The organism is Pararhodobacter oceanensis, assembly GCF_003076755.1.
GTDB lineage: Bacteria > Pseudomonadota > Alphaproteobacteria > Rhodobacterales > Rhodobacteraceae > Pararhodobacter > Pararhodobacter oceanensis.
Genome location: NZ_QDKM01000003.1, coordinates 272,619 through 286,804 on the forward strand (window position 1 = coordinate 272,619; position 14,186 = coordinate 286,804).

Genomic DNA, 14,186 nt, shown 5'->3' on the forward strand with positions numbered 1-14,186 from the left:
CGAAAGCACGCATGTCGGGCGAGCGGTGAATGACATCGCCGAGGCGCCCTCCCGGGGGGAGGGTCGGGCGCGGCCCGACGGTGCCGCCGGGCGGGACGGGTGGTTGGTGGTGTGACAAAACCGGATGACGGACGCGCAGGGCCGCGGACAATCGTTGACGCCGAGCGCGAAGGGCCGCGCCTGACCCTGGGTGGGCGCAGTTGCCGCCTTAGCAAAGCGCGGCGCTCGAAAGCACGCATGTCGGGTGAGCGGTGAATGACATCGCCGAGGCGCCCTCCCGGGGGGGAGGGTCGGGCGCGGCCCGTGGGGGCCACGGGCGGGGCGGGTGGAATGGGGTTTCGTCGGGCCGGAGGTTGAGCCGCGGCGTATGAAAAAGGCGCCCCGTGGGGCGCCCTTAACACTGTCTCCCGGCTTTAATGCACCACCTTCATCCGTGGCTCGTCGCCGCCGCTGCCCAGACCGGTGCTCTGCCCCGCGATCACCAGCCCGCTGGCATCGGTGGTCACCGGCACTTCGGCGCCGTCGAGCACCTCGCCCGAGAGCAGCATCTGCGCCAGCGGATCCTGCAGGTAGCGCTGGATCACCCGCTTGAGGGGCCGCGCGCCGTAAACCGGATCATAACCCTTATCGGCCAGCCAGGTGCGGGCGGCATCGTCGAGATCAAGGCTGATCTTGCGGGTCGCCAGACGGTTCAAGAGGCGCTGCATCTGGATCGTCACAATCCCGTCCATATCCGGGCGGCTGAGCCGGTCAAAGATCACCGTCTCGTCCAACCGGTTGAGGAACTCGGGCCGGAAATGGGCGCGCACCGCATCCATCACATGCCCCCGCGCCTCGCTGGGATCGGCGCCATCGGGCACCGTCGACAAAGCCTGCGAGCCGAGGTTCGAGGTCAGCACGATCAGCGTCTGTTTGAAGTCCACCGTGCGGCCCTGACTGTCGGTCAGCACCCCGTCATCGAGCACCTGCAACAGCACGTTGAACACATCGGGATGGGCCTTTTCGACCTCGTCAAACAGCACCACCTGATAGGGGCGGCGGCGCACGGCCTCGGTCAGCGTGCCGCCCTCTTCATAGCCGACATAGCCCGGCGGGGCGCCGATCAGACGGGCGACCGCGTGTTTCTCCATGTATTCGGACATATCAATCCGCACCATGGCACTGTCGTCGTCAAACAGGAACTCGGCGACGGCTTTGGTCAGCTCGGTTTTACCGACGCCGGTGGGGCCAAGGAACAGGAAGCTGCCCAAGGGCCGCCCCTCGTCATTGAGCCCGGCGCGGGCGCGACGCACGGCATTGGCAACGGCGGTCACCGCCGTATGCTGGCCGATCACCCGCTTGTGGAGTTCGGCCTCCATGCGCAGGAGTTTCTCGCGCTCGCCCTCCAGCATCCGCGTGGTCGGAATGCCGGTCCAGCGCTCGACCACCTCGGCGATCTGCTCAGGCCGCACCGCGTCACCGACGAGTTTCTGGGCCTCGCGGGCCTCGGCCTCGCCCAGTTCACGCTCGAGCTTGGGGATCGTGCTGTATTGGATCTCGCCGGCCTTGGCGAAATCGCCGGTGCGTTTGGCGGCGTCGAGATCGGCGCGGGCGCGGTCGAGTTTTTCCTTGAGCCCGCGCGCGGCTTCCAGAAGGTCGCGCTCGGCCTGCCATTGGGCGGTCATCTCGGCGGATTGCTGTTGCAGTTCCGAGAGTTCGCCCTCCAGCGTGCCGAGCCGGTCGCGGCTGGCGGCGTCGTCTTCCTTGCGCAGCGCCTCGGCCTCGATCTGCTTTTGCAGGATCTCGCGGTCCAGCGCGTCGAGTTCCTCGGGCTTGCTGTCGATTTCCATGCGCAGACGGCTGGCGGCCTCATCCATCAGGTCGATCGCCTTATCGGGCAAAAACCGGTCGGTGATATAGCGGTGGCTGAGCGTCGAAGCGGCGACCAGTGCCGAATCGGCGATGCGCACACCGTGGTGGAGTTCGTATTTCTCCTTGATCCCGCGCAGAATGCTGATCGTGTCCTCAACGGTGGGCTCCTGCACCAGAACCGGCTGGAACCGCCGCGCCAGAGCCGCGTCTTTCTCGACGTATTTGCGGTATTCATCGAGCGTGGTGGCACCCACGCAATGCAGCTCGCCCCGCGCCAAGGCCGGTTTGATCAGATTGGCCGCATCCATCGCGCCCTCGGATTTACCGGCGCCCACGAGCGTGTGCATCTCGTCAATAAACAGGATGATCTCGCCCGCCGCGGCGCCGATTTCATTGAGCACGGCTTTCAAGCGTTCTTCGAATTCGCCACGGTATTTCGCACCGGCGATCAGCGCGCCCATATCCAGCGCCATCAGGGTTTTGTCGCGCAGGCTTTCGGGCACATCACCGTTGATGATGCGCAGCGCCAGACCCTCGGCAATGGCGGTTTTCCCCACGCCCGGCTCACCGATCAGCACCGGATTGTTTTTGCCGCGCCGCGAGAGCACCTGCATCGTGCGGCGGATTTCCTCATCACGGCCGATGATCGGGTCGATTTTACCCTCGCGGGCGGCTTCGGTCAGATCATGGGCGTATTTCTTGAGCGCCTCATAGTTATCCTCGGCCGAAGCGCTATCAGCGGTGCGCCCCTGCCGCAGGTCATTGATCGCGGTGTTGAGCGCCTGCGCGCTGACCGCACCGGCATCAAGCGCGGTTTTGGCGGCGGATTTGACCATCGCCAGCGCCATCAGCACGCGCTCGACCGGCACGAAACTGTCACCGGCTTTGGTCGCCAGTTTCTCGGCCTCATCGAGCACGCGGACCAGCGATTGATCGGTATAGGCCTGACCTGCGTCGCCGGTCACTTTGGGCAATTTGCCAACCGCCAGATCAACCGCTTGAATGACCCGCTCGGGCGCGCCGCCGGATTTGCGAATCAGATTGGCGGCCATGCCCTGATCGTCGTCCATCAATGCCTTGAGCAGATGCTCGGGCATCAATCTTTGATGTGATTCGCGCGCAGCAATGGTGTTGGCCGCCTGTAAAAAACCGCGTGCGCGTTCGGTGAACTTTTCGATGTTCATCTCTTGCTCCTGTGTAAGCGCCCGTCTTTCAAGCTGCGCCCGACCATCGGCACGCGGCTTCTCTTGGGCCTCAGTCTCTATGTGGGGGGCCTATTCGGCAGCATCAAGAGGCGGCGTTTACCGATCCGAAACCTCTATGCGCCATGCTGGGGCAGATCGAACCGAAAGGGGTCACCCATGCAACCACGAGCCGCACGCTTGCCGACGCGGGCGCTGATCCACGTCCGCACGCCGACCAGCGAATTTGACGCCACTATCGGCAATGTCAGCGCGGATGGCGCCCGGCTGCTGGGCGTGCCCGATGACATGCTGGAGGTCGGCGATACACTCGAGATTGTCGTCGGCAACTACCACCACCTCGCCGAAGTCCGCTGGCATATTGACGACACCTGCGGATTGGCGTTCAACACATCACTCTCGGCGCTGCAAATCGCCACGATCCTTGGATCGCAACATATTCACTAGAGGCTGACTTGCGCTACCGTGACCATAGATTCGCCTGTGACCATCCGGTCGCAGTGCTTGATGCTGCCGACCGTCGCCAAACCGCGATGGTGGTTAATGTTAGCCGCGACGGGGCGCGGCTGGCGCGTGCCCAAGGGCTGATGGTGGGCCAGCACCTGCGGGTGTTCATCATGCCCAATATGCCGCCCAATCTGGCCGAGGTGCGCTGGGTGCGCGAGGGGCTGGCGGGGCTGCGCTTTGCTGTGCCGCTCAGCCCGCGAGAGATTGCGATGGCGCGCAAGTCCCACGGCCACCGCGCCGGATCGGTCCATCAGGCCAACCGCCTCGGGCTGCGCGAGCTGCGGTGAACTGGTCGGGTGCTGGGGCCGAGGGCTTCGGGCCGGGTGATTGCGGTCGGAGGCTTTGCTAGAGCCGCGGGCGGAATGGCCTGCGGGACGGCGGGCCGGATCGTCCTTGCGGATTAGACGCAGGGGCGGTTTGGCAACGGTGTTGATGGGCCGCGCGCGGGGGATGGAAAGGCCCAGCGGGGGCTGCGATATGGCTGCGGCACGCGTCAGGCGCAATTAAGCAACCTGTGCTGCCAAATTGCCGCGCGCGGTTGCCTTGACTTGGCAAGACGCGGGTCTCATATCCTGTTCAAACGGAGGCCCTGCCATGTTCATTCAAACCGAATCCACCCCGAATCCCGCAACGCTGAAATTCCTGCCCGGACAGAATGTGCTCGGTCAGGGCACGGCTGATTTCCCCGAAGCGGAATCGGCAGGCAATTCGCCGCTCGCCCGCGCCATTTTTGACGTGCAAAACGTCACCGGCGTGTTTCTGGGCTCGGATTTCATCACCGTAACCAAGGCCGAGGCCACCGATTGGGCGCATGTCAAACCGGCGATCCTTGGCGCGATCATGGAGCATTTCCAGTCGGGCCGCCCCGCGATCGAAGGCCAGACCGAGGAGGCCCATGCCACCCAAGACGGTCCTGACGGCGAGATTGTCGAGCAGATCAAGGAACTCCTTGATACCCGTGTGCGGCCTGCGGTGGCGCAGGATGGCGGCGATATCACCTTTCACGGGTTTGACCGCGGCGTGGTCTATCTGATGATGAAAGGCGCCTGTGCCGGTTGCCCCTCGTCAACGATGACGCTGAAAATGGGCATCGAGAACCTGCTGCGCCATTACATCCCCGAGGTCACCGAGGTGCGTCCGGTTGCAGTGTAACCACGCCACCACGGCCAAGTGATCGGGGCCTAAGCGATGCAAGACGCGCCGGTAGATGCTCCGGTTTTGGGCTTTGATACCAGCGGCGGCTGGTGCAGCGCGGCGGTGATCCGCGGCGGCGCTGTGCTGGCCCATCGCCATGTAGCAATGTCCCGCGGACAGGCCGAAGCATTGATGCCGCTGATCGAGGAGGTGCTGGCCGAGGCGGGCGTTGACCTGACGGAACTGGCCGCAATTGGCGTGGGTATCGGGCCGGGGAATTTCACCGGTATCAGGATCAGCGTCTCGGCGGCGCGCGGGTTGGCGCTGGCTTTGGGTATTCCGGCCATCGGCATCGACCGTTTCGAGGCGCTGGCGCTGGAGGCCGCGGAAACGCTGCCGCTGGTGGTGCCCGCGCTGCGTGGGCAGGTTTGGGTGAAGCCCGCAGACTACGTTTCTGACTCTGCGCCGGAATTGCATGACACGCCCCCTACCCCGGCGATCAGCGATGGTGAGGGGGCGGGCAATATCCCGCCCGTGCATCCGCTACCGGTGGCGATTGCGCGTCTGGCCGATGCCCGCCGCGACACCCCGCAGCCGCGCCCCGCACCGCTGTATTTGCGCGAGCCCGACGCCGCGCCGTCGTCGCAGCAACCGCCGCAGATGCTGGCATGACCGGCAGCGCGCCGTGACCCCGCAGGCTCTGGCCGCGCTGCACGCGCGCTGTTTCGCCAGCCCGCCGCCATGGAGCGAGGCGAGTTTTCTGGGGTTTCTGGACGATCAGACCTGTTTTTTGCTGGTCGACCCCTCAAGCCACGGGTTCCTGCTGGGCCGTGTGGCCGCGCAGGAGGCGGAAATCCTGACCATCGCCACCGATCCCAGCCACCGCCGCGGCGGTATCGCGCGTGGCTTGATGGCTGCGTTCGAGGTCGAAGCCCGCCGCCGCGAGGCCGAGACCGCCTTTCTGGAAGTCGCCGAAACCAATGCCGCCGCGCGCGCGCTCTATGCGGCTTGCGGTTTCACCGAAGCCGGGCGGCGACCGGGCTATTACGTGGCGGAAGGCGGCGCGCGGATTGCCGCAATGATTCTTTGCAAGTCCCTTGCCTGAGGCCTAATCTCTCCCCAGCCTTGCGACTCTGTCGTGTTGTCCGCTTGGTAAAAACCGCTTGACGGCCATGGTGTGGCTGGCCCTAGATGTCGGATGGACCGAGAACTCGGCTCAACCGCAGAGGGGTGCCCTCTGTGGTCAAAAAACGACCCAATAGGGAGAGAAATATGAAACTGACCCGTAAATTCCTGGGTGCGACCGCAGTCCTGGCGCTGACCACTGGCGCGGCACTGGCCGATCCGGCGCTGATCTATGACATGGGCGGAAAATTTGACCGCTCGTTCAACGAGATGGCCTTTACCGGCGCCACCCGTTGGGCCGAAGAGACCGGCGGCGAGTTCCGCGACATTGAATTGCAGTCCGAAGCCCAGCGCGAGCAGGCGATCCGCCGCTTTGCCGAATCCGGCTATAACCCGGTGGTGATGACCGGCTTCTCGATGGCCACCCCGCTGGAAGTGGTTGCCGCCGATTATCCCGACACCACCTTTGTGATCATCGACGGTGTGGTCGATCTGCCGAACGTGCGCTCGGTGATCTTCTCCGAGCAAGAGGGCTCGTATCTGGTCGGCCTGCTGGCCGGTATGGCCACCGAGACCGATAACGTCAGCTTTGTCGGCGGCATGGACGTGCCCCTGATCCGCGCCTTTGCCTGCGGCTATGCGCAGGGTGCGGTTGCGGCCAATGAAGAGGTCAATGTGATCGTCAACTACACCGGCACCACGCCGGCAGCCTGGAACGATCCGGTGCGCGGCAGCGAAATCACCGCCGCACAAATCAGCCAGGGCTCGGATGTGGTGTTTGCCGCAGCCGGTGGCACCGGCGTTGGCGTGCTGCAGCGTGCGGTCGATGACGGCATCCTGTCGATCGGCGTCGATAGCAACCAGAACTACCTGCACCCCGGCCAAGTGCTGACCTCGATGATGAAGCGCGTCGATAACGCGGTCTATTCGGCCTTTGAATCGGGTCCGGGCATGGAAACCGGTCTGCATGTGATGGATCTGGCCGCCGGTGGCGTGGGCTGGGCCGATGACGAGCATAACGCGGAACTGATCAGCGACGAGATGCGCGCTGCGGTCTCCTCGGCGCAGGAGGCGATTGCTGCGGGCGAGTTGGCAGTCCATGACTACCGCTCGGACAGCTCGTGCCCGATTTCGGTCGAGTGAGGGCGTGATCGGATGGTCGCAGAGGTGACCGGAGGGGCGGCTGCAAAGGCCGCCCCTGCCATCGAACTTCGCGGGATATCGAAGGCATTCGGCCCGGTCCAGGCGAATAAAGACATCAATATCAAGGTAAACAAAGGCACGATTCACGGCATTATCGGTGAAAACGGCGCCGGTAAATCGACCATGATGTCGATCCTTTACGGGTTCTATAAGGCCGATTCCGGCGAGATCCTGATCGACGGCAAACCGACCCAGATCACCGACAGCCAGGCCGCGATCAGCGCCGGTATCGGGATGGTGTTCCAGCATTTCAAGCTGGTTGAAAACTTCACCGTGCTGGAGAATGTGATCCTAGGGGCCGAGGACAGCGAACGGCTGATGCCTTCGTTGAACCGGGCGCGCAAACTGCTGACCGAACTGGCCGCGGAATACGAATTGAACGTCGACCCTGACGCGCTGATCGAGACGCTCTCGGTCGGGCATCAACAGCGTGTCGAAATCCTTAAAGCCTTGTATCGCGAGGCAAATATCCTGATTCTGGATGAGCCCACCGGGGTTCTGACCCCCGCCGAGGCGGACCATTTGTTTCGTATTCTGCGCGGTCTCAAGGAGCAGGGCAAAACCATTATTCTGATCACCCATAAGCTGCGCGAGATCATGGATGTGACCGATGAGGTCAGCGTGATGCGGCGCGGCGAGATGGTCGCCACGGTGAACACCGCCGAGACCAGCCCGACAGAGCTGGCCGAGCTGATGGTCGGGCGCAAAGTGCTGCTGGAAGTCGAGAAAACCCCGGCCAAACCGGGCGAGGTGGTGCTCTCGGCGCGCGGGCTCAAAGTGGTTGATGAATTCGGCGTCGAGCGGCTGCGCAGCATTGATCTGGACATTCGCGCCGGTGAGATTTTGGGCGTGGCCGGTGTCGCCGGCAACGGGCAATCGGCGCTGTTGGAGGCGCTGGCGGGGATGGCCGCGGCGACCGGCGAGGTGAAGATGAACGGCGAGCCGCTGGACCTGACGCTGAAGCATTCCGACGCCGGAACGCGGCGCGAACGCGGGGTCTCGCATGTCCATGAGGACCGCCACCGCTGCGGGTTGATCCTTGATTTCATGGCCTGGGAGAATATCGCTTTCGGCTATCACAACGCGCCGGAATACAATAAAAACAAGCTGTTGATGGACAATCACGCGATTTTGGAAGATGCCAAGGGCAAATTCGAACGGTTCGATGTGCGTCCGCCCAATCCGATGCTCACCGCCGAGAGTTTCTCGGGCGGGAACCAGCAAAAGATCGTGCTGGCCCGCGAGATCGAGCGCAATCCCGACCTGTTGCTGGTCGGGCAGCCGACGCGCGGGGTCGATATCGGGGCGATTGAGTTCATCCATAAGCAGTTGATTGCGCTGCGCGATCAGGGCAAGGCGATCCTCTTGGTCTCGGTGGAGCTGGATGAGATCCTGTCGCTCTCGGACCGGATTGTGGTGATGTTCGACGGGCGCATCATGGGCGAGCGCGACCCCGAGACCACCAACGCGCAAGACTTGGGCCTGATGATGGCCGGGATGACGGGAGACGTGGCATGAGCTCGAAACGGATGCCGAAATGGGCCGACGTGCTGCTGGTGCCGATCCTCTCGCTGATCATCGCCTTTGCGCTGTCGGCGCTGGTCATTCTGGCGATTGGCGAGGATCCGGTGCGGGCGATGCGGCTGATGATCACCGGTGCGCTGGGATCGACCTATGGCTGGGGTTATACGCTGTATTTCACCACCAATTTCCTGCTGACCGGGCTTGGCGTGTCGATTGCCTTTCAGGCGCGGCTGTTCAACATCGGCGGCGAGGGGCAGGCGCTGATCGGCGGGCTTGGCGTGGCCTTGGTCTGTCTGTTTATTCCCTGGCCGCATTGGTCGCTGGCGATCATTGCCGCGATTGCCGCCTCGGCGATTTTCGGGGCGGTCTGGGCGGCGATACCGGCGTATTTGCAGGCGAAACGCGGCAGCCATATCGTGATCACCACGATCATGTTCAACTTCATCGCCTTTTCGCTGATGAATTACATGCTGTCGCATGTGCTGCGCCCGCCGACCTCGATGGATCCGGCGACGGCGCGGTTTGACAATGTGCTGCGGCTGCCGCGATTGCATGACATTCTGGCCCCGATGGGCATTGATTTCTCGCGCGCGGGACCGGCGAATGTGATGCTGTTTGTAGCACTTCTGGCCTGTGTGCTGGCCTATTTCCTGATGTGGCGCACGCGGCTGGGGTTCGAGATCCGGGCCTTTGGCAAATCCGAACCGGCGGCGCATTACGCGGGGATTTCCGGCGTCAAGATCATCATGGTGGCGATGCTGATTTCCGGCGCGCTATCGGGGATGATGGCGGTCAACTCGGTGATGGGCGGACCGCAGCGTTTGGTGATGAACGCGGTTGAGGGCGCGGGCTTTATCGGCATTGCGGTGGCGCTGATGGGGCGGTCGCATCCGATTGGCATCATCGCACCGGCGCTGCTGTTCGGGTTCCTGTTCCAAGGCGGATCAGAGCTGGCCTTGGAGACCACGATCCCGCGCGAGATGATCATCATCATTCAGGCCTTGGTGATCATGTTCACCGGCGCTTTGGACAATATGGTGCGGACACCGCTGGAAACGCTGTTTGCCTTGATGCGGAGGAGAACCTGAGATGGATATCGTCACGATTGTCCAGATATTGGACTCCACATTGCGCTTGGCGACGCCGCTGCTGTTCGCCTGTCTGGCGGGGATCATCAGCGAGCGGGCGGGGATTTTCGACATCGGGCTTGAGGGCAAACTGCTGATCGCGGCGTTTTTCTCGGCGGCCTATGCGCATTATTCCGGCTCGGCATGGATCGGGCTGGGCGCGGGCGTGCTGGCCTCGGTGGTGTTCTCGCTGTTCCACGGCATCGCCTCGATCACCTTCCGCGGCAACCAGTTGATTTCCGGCGTGGCGATCAATTTTCTGGCCTCGGGGATGACCGTGGTGATCGCGCAGAGCTGGTTCCGGCAAGGCGGGCGCACGCCGTCGCTGACCGGCGACCAGCGGTTTCCCAGTCTTGACCTGCCCGGTGCCGAAGCGGTGCAGGGCGTGCCGGTGATCGGCCAGATTTACGGCGAGATCCTCACAGACCACGGGATTCTGGTCTATGTCGGCCTCTTGTGTGTGCCGCTGACCTGGTATGTGCTCTATCGCACGCGCTTTGGCCTGCGGCTGCGCGCGGTCGGCGAGAATCCGGCGGCGGTGGATACCGCGGGGGTCTCGGTGGTGCGGATGCGCTATGCGGCGATTGTGATTGCCGGTGTGCTTTGCGGCATTGGTGGTGCGTATCTCTCGACCAGTCTCGCCGCCGGTTTCGTCCGCGAGATGTCGGCCGGTCGCGGGTTTATCGCGCTGGCGGCGATGATCTTTGCCAAATGGCGCCCGTGGCAGGGGCTGGGCGCAGTGCTGTTGTTCGGCATGCTCGAGGCGATTGCCAACCGGTTCCCCAATCTCGACCTCGGGTTCATCACCCTGCCGAGCCAGTTCATGACCGCCCTGCCCTATATCCTGACAGTGATCATTCTGGCCGGTTTTGTCGGCAAGGCGATCCCGCCGCGCGCCGGTGGCGAACCCTACGTCAAAGAGCGTTGATCGGGGCGCTGCTGGGTAGGCTGTTTGGCAGGCTGGAGCCGCCAACACCAAGTGGTGATTGAAATAAATAATTAACAAAGCCCCTGTAAAACGCAGGGGCTTTGTCTTATTGAAAATCATGTTGATCTATTTGCCCATTGCCGAGGTCTCCACAAACGCCTTCACCTTGCTGGGCGTTGGCGGCGGGGTTGGCATCCTCTCGGGCATGTTCGGGGTCGGCGGCGGGTTTTTGATCACGCCCTTGCTGTTTTTCTTTGGCATCCCGCCGGCGGTGGCGGTGGCCACGGGCGCCAATCAGGTGGTGGCCTCGTCGATCTCGGGCGTCTTGGCGCATCTGCGGCGCAAAACCGTTGATCTGAAAATGGGCACGGTGCTGTTGATCGGCGGGTTGATCGGCTCGACCGGCGGGATCTTCGTGTTCCGCTGGCTCAGCGAATTGGGGCAGGTCGATCTGTTCGTGCAACTCGCCTATGTATTGTTTCTGGGCACCGTCGGCACCTTGATGCTGCAAGAGGCGCTGCGCAGTTGGTATCGCACCACCAAGCCGCATAAGGGCCGGCGCAAGCTGCATAAACACACTTGGGTGCATGCGCTGCCGTTCAAGACCAAATTCCGTGTCTCGGGCCTTTATATCAGCATCCTGCCGCCCTTGATGATCGGCATTGCGGTGGGTGTGTTGTCGGCAGTGATGGGGGTTGGCGGCGGCTTCATCATGGTGCCGGCGATGATCTATATGCTGGGCATGCCGACCAAAGTGGTGGTCGGCACCTCGCTGTTCCAGATCATTTTTGTCACCGCCTACACGACCGTCGCCCATGCGGTCACCAGCCATTCGGTCGATGTGATGCTGGCGTTTTTCCTGATCATCGGCGGGGTGATCGGCGCGCAGGTGGGCACCCAGATCGGGCTGAAGCTGAAGGCCGAACAGTTGCGCGTGTTGCTGGCGCTTTTGGTGATCGCGGTCTGTGTCAAAGTGGCGCTGGACCTGCTGATCGAGCCGTCCGAGCTTTATTCGATCCGCATTCCGGGGCGGCACTGATGCGGGTGCTGGCATTCCTTTTCGCGCTGCTGGTGGCCTTGCCGCTGAACGCCAATGAGATCGTCGGTGCGCTGTCGCAAAACCGCGTTTCGCTGACCGCGAATTTCACCGGCTCGGAGATACTGGTCTACGGCGCGATCCGCCGCGACGCCGCCGAGGTATTGGCGCAAGGCACCGTGCATGAGCAATCGCCCTTTGACGTGGTGGTGGTGATCGAAGGCCCGCGCGAAACCGCCGTGGTCTGGCGCAAGGCGCGACGGGCGGGGATCTGGGTGAATGTCGATAGCGTCACGCTGGCCTCGGTGCCGTCCTATTACGCGGTGGCAACGACCAACCCGCTGGCGCAGATCATCACCCCCGAGACCGACGCCGAGCACCGGATTTCGGCGCAGCAAACCATCCGCGTGGCCGCCGGAGACGACAGCGTTGAGGATGCCTCGATCTACACGCAAGCGCTGCTGCGTTTGCGCGAACGCTCTTCGGCCTATCTGACGCTGACCCGCTTTGTGCATGTCGACCGCGACATCCTGTTTCGCGCGCGGGTGCAATTGCCCGCCAGCCTGACCGAGGGCGCCTATACGACGCGGCTTTATCTGGTGCGCGATGGCGAGGTGCTCAACCAGTTCCGCACGGCGATTTTCGTGCGCAAGGACGGGCTGGAGCGCTGGCTGCATCAACTGGCCTATGACCGGCCGTTTATCTACGGGTTTCTGGCGCTGGCGATTGCGCTGGTTGCGGGCTGGGGGGCCTCGGCGCTGTTTCGGTTGATCCGCAACGGCTGAGGGTTGCCGCTGACGCGAGCCGGTGAGAGTTGCCGCTGTCGCGAGCTGCTGAGATTTGCCGCTGACGCGGCGGGGCGCGGGGGCGCTGCCCCCTCTTCGACCCCATCTGCGACGGTGTCGAATTCACCCCCGGGATATTTTTGGACAGATGACGGGGCGGCCTATGGGTTAACCGCGGCCGAGCCATGGCATATTACTGGCCATGATCGACAGGAAGGGGATATTGGTGCCCGCCGGTTGGCTGGCCATATGCAGCACCGCATCCGCCACTTGCGCGACATCCATCATCGGCTCGGGCTTGATGCTGCCGTCCGCCTGCGGCACGCCGCGTTCGATCTGCGCGGCAAGCTCGGTGCGCGCGTTGCCGATGTCGATCTGCCCGCAGGCGATATCGAACGGGCGGCCATCAAGCGCGAGGGTTTTGGTCAGCCCCGTGATCGCATGTTTGGTGCTGGTATAGGCGACCGAGCCGGGGCGCGGCGCATGGGCCGAGACCGAGCCGTTGTTGATGATCCGCCCGCCCTGTGGGTTCTGGCGGCGCATCTGGGCAAAAGCGGCGCGGGCGCTGAGGAACATGCCGGTGAGATTGACCTCGACCATGGCGCGCCAATCGGCGACGCTGAGCTCGTCAATCAACTGGCCAGGCAGCATTTTGCCCGCGTTGTTGAACAGCGCATCAATGCGTCCGAAACGCGCGGCGGTGGCGGCAAAGGCGGCCTCGACCTGCGCCTCATCGGTGACATCACAGGGCAGCGGCAGCGCGTCCGCGTGATCTGCGGCGAGCGCCTCCAGCGCCTCGGCCCCGCGTGCCAGCAGGGCGACCTGCCAGCCCGCCTCAATAAACCGTAGCGCCGTGGCGCGGCCGATCCCCGCGCTGGCACCGGTGATCACAATGGCGGGCATCAGAACGCCTTATAGGTCATCGTGGTCAGGGTGCGCGAGATATGCGGCACGTCGAAGAGATTCTCGCTCAGGTAATGGCCGACATCGGCGTCATCGGGGATATAGACCTTCGCGATCAGGTCCCAATCGCCCGAGGTCGAGAATAATTCCGACACGATTTCACGGTCATAGATGGCGGTGGCCACCTCATAGGTCTTGCCGGGGGTGCAGCGGAATTGCACGAAAACGCATTGCATGGCGGGGCTCCTTTTGCGCCGCAGACTATGCCACGGCACGGTTCAGGCGCAAGGGCTTGGGGCAGGCGTCAGGGCAGCAGCGGGTAGCTGGCGAGCGGGTCGTAAACCGGCCCCGAAGCGCGCAGGATCGAGCGGAACATCACCATTTCGGGGATCAGATAGGGATCGCTTTGCACCGCGCCCTGTTGCTGGATGCGGGCGGCGAGTTCCGGCGCACTCGCCTCGCCCTCGGCAAAGCGTGCCAGCGTAACATGGGGCACGAATTTGCGCGCTTTGATCGCGATATTGCTGTGCCGCGCCAGTTGCGTAACCTTGGCCTGCAGCGCCTTGAGGCCGGGGGTCAGGGCGAATGTGGCATGCAGATTGCGCGGCATCTGCCCGCCGAAGACATCCAGACCGGTGAGTTGCAGTTCCGGCGCCTCGAGCCTGCGGTTGTCGAGCGCGATATGCAGATCCTCCAGATCCGGCTCGCGCTGTTCGCCCAGAAACACCAGCGTCAGATGCAGGTTTTCGCGCGGCACCGGATCGGTGAGCCGCAGCCCGTGTTGCAGGACGGTCAGACGGTGGATCAATGTGTCGGGCAGCGGCAGGGCGAGGAAAGCGCGGATCATGGCAGGTCAGCTAG

15 protein-coding genes are annotated in these 14,186 nt (G+C 63.4%); 11 read left to right on the forward strand and 4 right to left on the reverse strand.

Annotation, left to right across the window (positions count from 1 at the left end; translation table 11 throughout):
- Positions 1 to 413 precede the first annotated feature (413 nt).
- A complete protein-coding gene (gene clpB, locus DDE20_RS08840) occupies positions 414 to 3,035 on the reverse strand; it encodes an ATP-dependent chaperone ClpB (protein ID WP_116558117.1) in 2,622 nt (873 codons plus the stop codon).
- Positions 3,036 to 3,212: 177 nt separating this feature from the next.
- Here clpB and DDE20_RS08845 point away from each other — a divergent pair, with 177 nt between their 5' ends.
- The 11 genes from DDE20_RS08845 (at position 3,213) to DDE20_RS08895 (ending at position 12,422) form a co-directional block, all read left to right on the forward strand.
- A complete protein-coding gene (locus DDE20_RS08845) occupies positions 3,213 to 3,500 on the forward strand; it encodes a PilZ domain-containing protein (RefSeq protein WP_116558118.1) in 288 nt (95 codons plus the stop codon).
- Positions 3,501 to 3,508: 8 nt separating this feature from the next.
- The gene (locus DDE20_RS08850) at positions 3,509 to 3,847 is read left to right on the forward strand and encodes a PilZ domain-containing protein (protein WP_165814465.1); all 339 of its coding nucleotides are present in this window, start codon (positions 3,509 to 3,511) and stop codon (positions 3,845 to 3,847) included.
- A 307-nt stretch (positions 3,848 to 4,154) separates the two neighbouring features.
- Entirely contained in the window at positions 4,155 to 4,712 is a 558-nt protein-coding gene (locus DDE20_RS08855) for a NifU family protein (protein ID WP_116558120.1), read from the forward strand.
- A 36-nt stretch (positions 4,713 to 4,748) separates the two neighbouring features.
- On the forward strand, positions 4,749 to 5,366 hold the full coding sequence (gene tsaB, locus DDE20_RS08860) for a tRNA (adenosine(37)-N6)-threonylcarbamoyltransferase complex dimerization subunit type 1 TsaB (RefSeq protein ID WP_116558121.1): 618 nt from the start codon (positions 4,749 to 4,751) through the stop codon (positions 5,364 to 5,366).
- Between the two features lie 13 nt (positions 5,367 to 5,379).
- A complete protein-coding gene (locus tag DDE20_RS08865; RefSeq protein ID WP_240607944.1) occupies positions 5,380 to 5,799 on the forward strand; it encodes a GNAT family N-acetyltransferase in 420 nt (139 codons plus the stop codon).
- Between the two features lie 167 nt (positions 5,800 to 5,966).
- Positions 5,967 to 6,962, forward strand: a complete 996-nt coding sequence (locus DDE20_RS08870) for a BMP family lipoprotein (RefSeq protein WP_116558123.1) — start codon at positions 5,967 to 5,969, stop codon at positions 6,960 to 6,962.
- A gap of 12 nt (positions 6,963 to 6,974) precedes the next feature.
- Positions 6,975 to 8,540 (forward strand): ABC transporter ATP-binding protein, encoded by a 1,566-nt coding sequence (locus DDE20_RS08875; protein WP_116558124.1) that lies wholly within the window; start codon positions 6,975 to 6,977, stop codon positions 8,538 to 8,540.
- Positions 8,537 to 9,634 (forward strand): ABC transporter permease, encoded by a 1,098-nt coding sequence (locus tag DDE20_RS08880; protein WP_240607946.1) that lies wholly within the window; start codon positions 8,537 to 8,539, stop codon positions 9,632 to 9,634. The genes DDE20_RS08875 and DDE20_RS08880 overlap by 4 nt, the downstream gene beginning before the upstream one ends.
- 1 nt (position 9,635) lies before the next feature.
- Complete coding sequence (locus tag DDE20_RS08885) at positions 9,636 to 10,601, forward strand: ABC transporter permease (protein ID WP_116558125.1); 966 nt, start codon at positions 9,636 to 9,638, stop codon at positions 10,599 to 10,601.
- Between the two features lie 118 nt (positions 10,602 to 10,719).
- Positions 10,720 to 11,640, forward strand: coding sequence for a sulfite exporter TauE/SafE family protein (locus DDE20_RS08890; protein ID WP_116558126.1), 921 nt, complete (start codon positions 10,720 to 10,722; stop codon positions 11,638 to 11,640).
- On the forward strand, positions 11,640 to 12,422 hold the full coding sequence (locus tag DDE20_RS08895; protein WP_240607948.1) for a TIGR02186 family protein: 783 nt from the start codon (positions 11,640 to 11,642) through the stop codon (positions 12,420 to 12,422). Before DDE20_RS08890 ends, DDE20_RS08895 begins: the two co-directional genes overlap by 1 nt.
- A gap of 168 nt (positions 12,423 to 12,590) precedes the next feature.
- Here the strand turns inward: DDE20_RS08895 and DDE20_RS08900 are convergent, their stop codons facing one another.
- The 3 genes from DDE20_RS08900 to thpR all read right to left on the reverse strand — a co-directional run bounded on the left by DDE20_RS08900 (position 12,591) and on the right by thpR (position 14,172).
- Positions 12,591 to 13,325, reverse strand: coding sequence for an SDR family oxidoreductase (locus tag DDE20_RS08900; RefSeq protein ID WP_116558127.1), 735 nt, complete (start codon positions 13,323 to 13,325; stop codon positions 12,591 to 12,593).
- Positions 13,325 to 13,561: an Lrp/AsnC ligand binding domain-containing protein gene (locus tag DDE20_RS08905; protein WP_116558128.1), complete on the reverse strand. Its 237-nt coding sequence runs from the start codon at positions 13,559 to 13,561 to the stop codon at positions 13,325 to 13,327. Before DDE20_RS08905 ends, DDE20_RS08900 begins: the two co-directional genes overlap by 1 nt.
- A 68-nt stretch (positions 13,562 to 13,629) precedes the next feature.
- A complete protein-coding gene (gene thpR, locus DDE20_RS08910; protein ID WP_116558129.1) occupies positions 13,630 to 14,172 on the reverse strand; it encodes an RNA 2',3'-cyclic phosphodiesterase in 543 nt (180 codons plus the stop codon).
- Positions 14,173 to 14,186 lie beyond the last annotated feature (14 nt).

Coding starts and splice junctions, on each gene's coding strand:
- DDE20_RS08900 (WP_116558127.1), bottom strand. CDS start 13,325: ATGCCCGCCATTGTGATCACCGGTGCCAGCGCGGGGATCGGCCGCGCC.
- DDE20_RS08895 (WP_240607948.1), top strand. CDS start 11,640: ATGCGGGTGCTGGCATTCCTTTTCGCGCTGCTGGTGGCCTTGCCGCTG.
- DDE20_RS08855 (WP_116558120.1), top strand. CDS start 4,155: ATGTTCATTCAAACCGAATCCACCCCGAATCCCGCAACGCTGAAATTC.
- tsaB (WP_116558121.1), top strand. CDS start 4,749: ATGCAAGACGCGCCGGTAGATGCTCCGGTTTTGGGCTTTGATACCAGC.
- thpR (WP_116558129.1), bottom strand. CDS start 14,172: ATGATCCGCGCTTTCCTCGCCCTGCCGCTGCCCGACACATTGATCCAC.
- DDE20_RS08890 (WP_116558126.1), top strand. CDS start 10,720: ATGTTGATCTATTTGCCCATTGCCGAGGTCTCCACAAACGCCTTCACC.
- DDE20_RS08870 (WP_116558123.1), top strand. CDS start 5,967: ATGAAACTGACCCGTAAATTCCTGGGTGCGACCGCAGTCCTGGCGCTG.
- DDE20_RS08845 (WP_116558118.1), top strand. CDS start 3,213: ATGCAACCACGAGCCGCACGCTTGCCGACGCGGGCGCTGATCCACGTC.
- DDE20_RS08875 (WP_116558124.1), top strand. CDS start 6,975: ATGGTCGCAGAGGTGACCGGAGGGGCGGCTGCAAAGGCCGCCCCTGCC.
- DDE20_RS08905 (WP_116558128.1), bottom strand. CDS start 13,561: ATGCAATGCGTTTTCGTGCAATTCCGCTGCACCCCCGGCAAGACCTAT.
- clpB (WP_116558117.1), bottom strand. CDS start 3,035: ATGAACATCGAAAAGTTCACCGAACGCGCACGCGGTTTTTTACAGGCG.
- DDE20_RS08880 (WP_240607946.1), top strand. CDS start 8,537: ATGAGCTCGAAACGGATGCCGAAATGGGCCGACGTGCTGCTGGTGCCG.
- DDE20_RS08885 (WP_116558125.1), top strand. CDS start 9,636: ATGGATATCGTCACGATTGTCCAGATATTGGACTCCACATTGCGCTTG.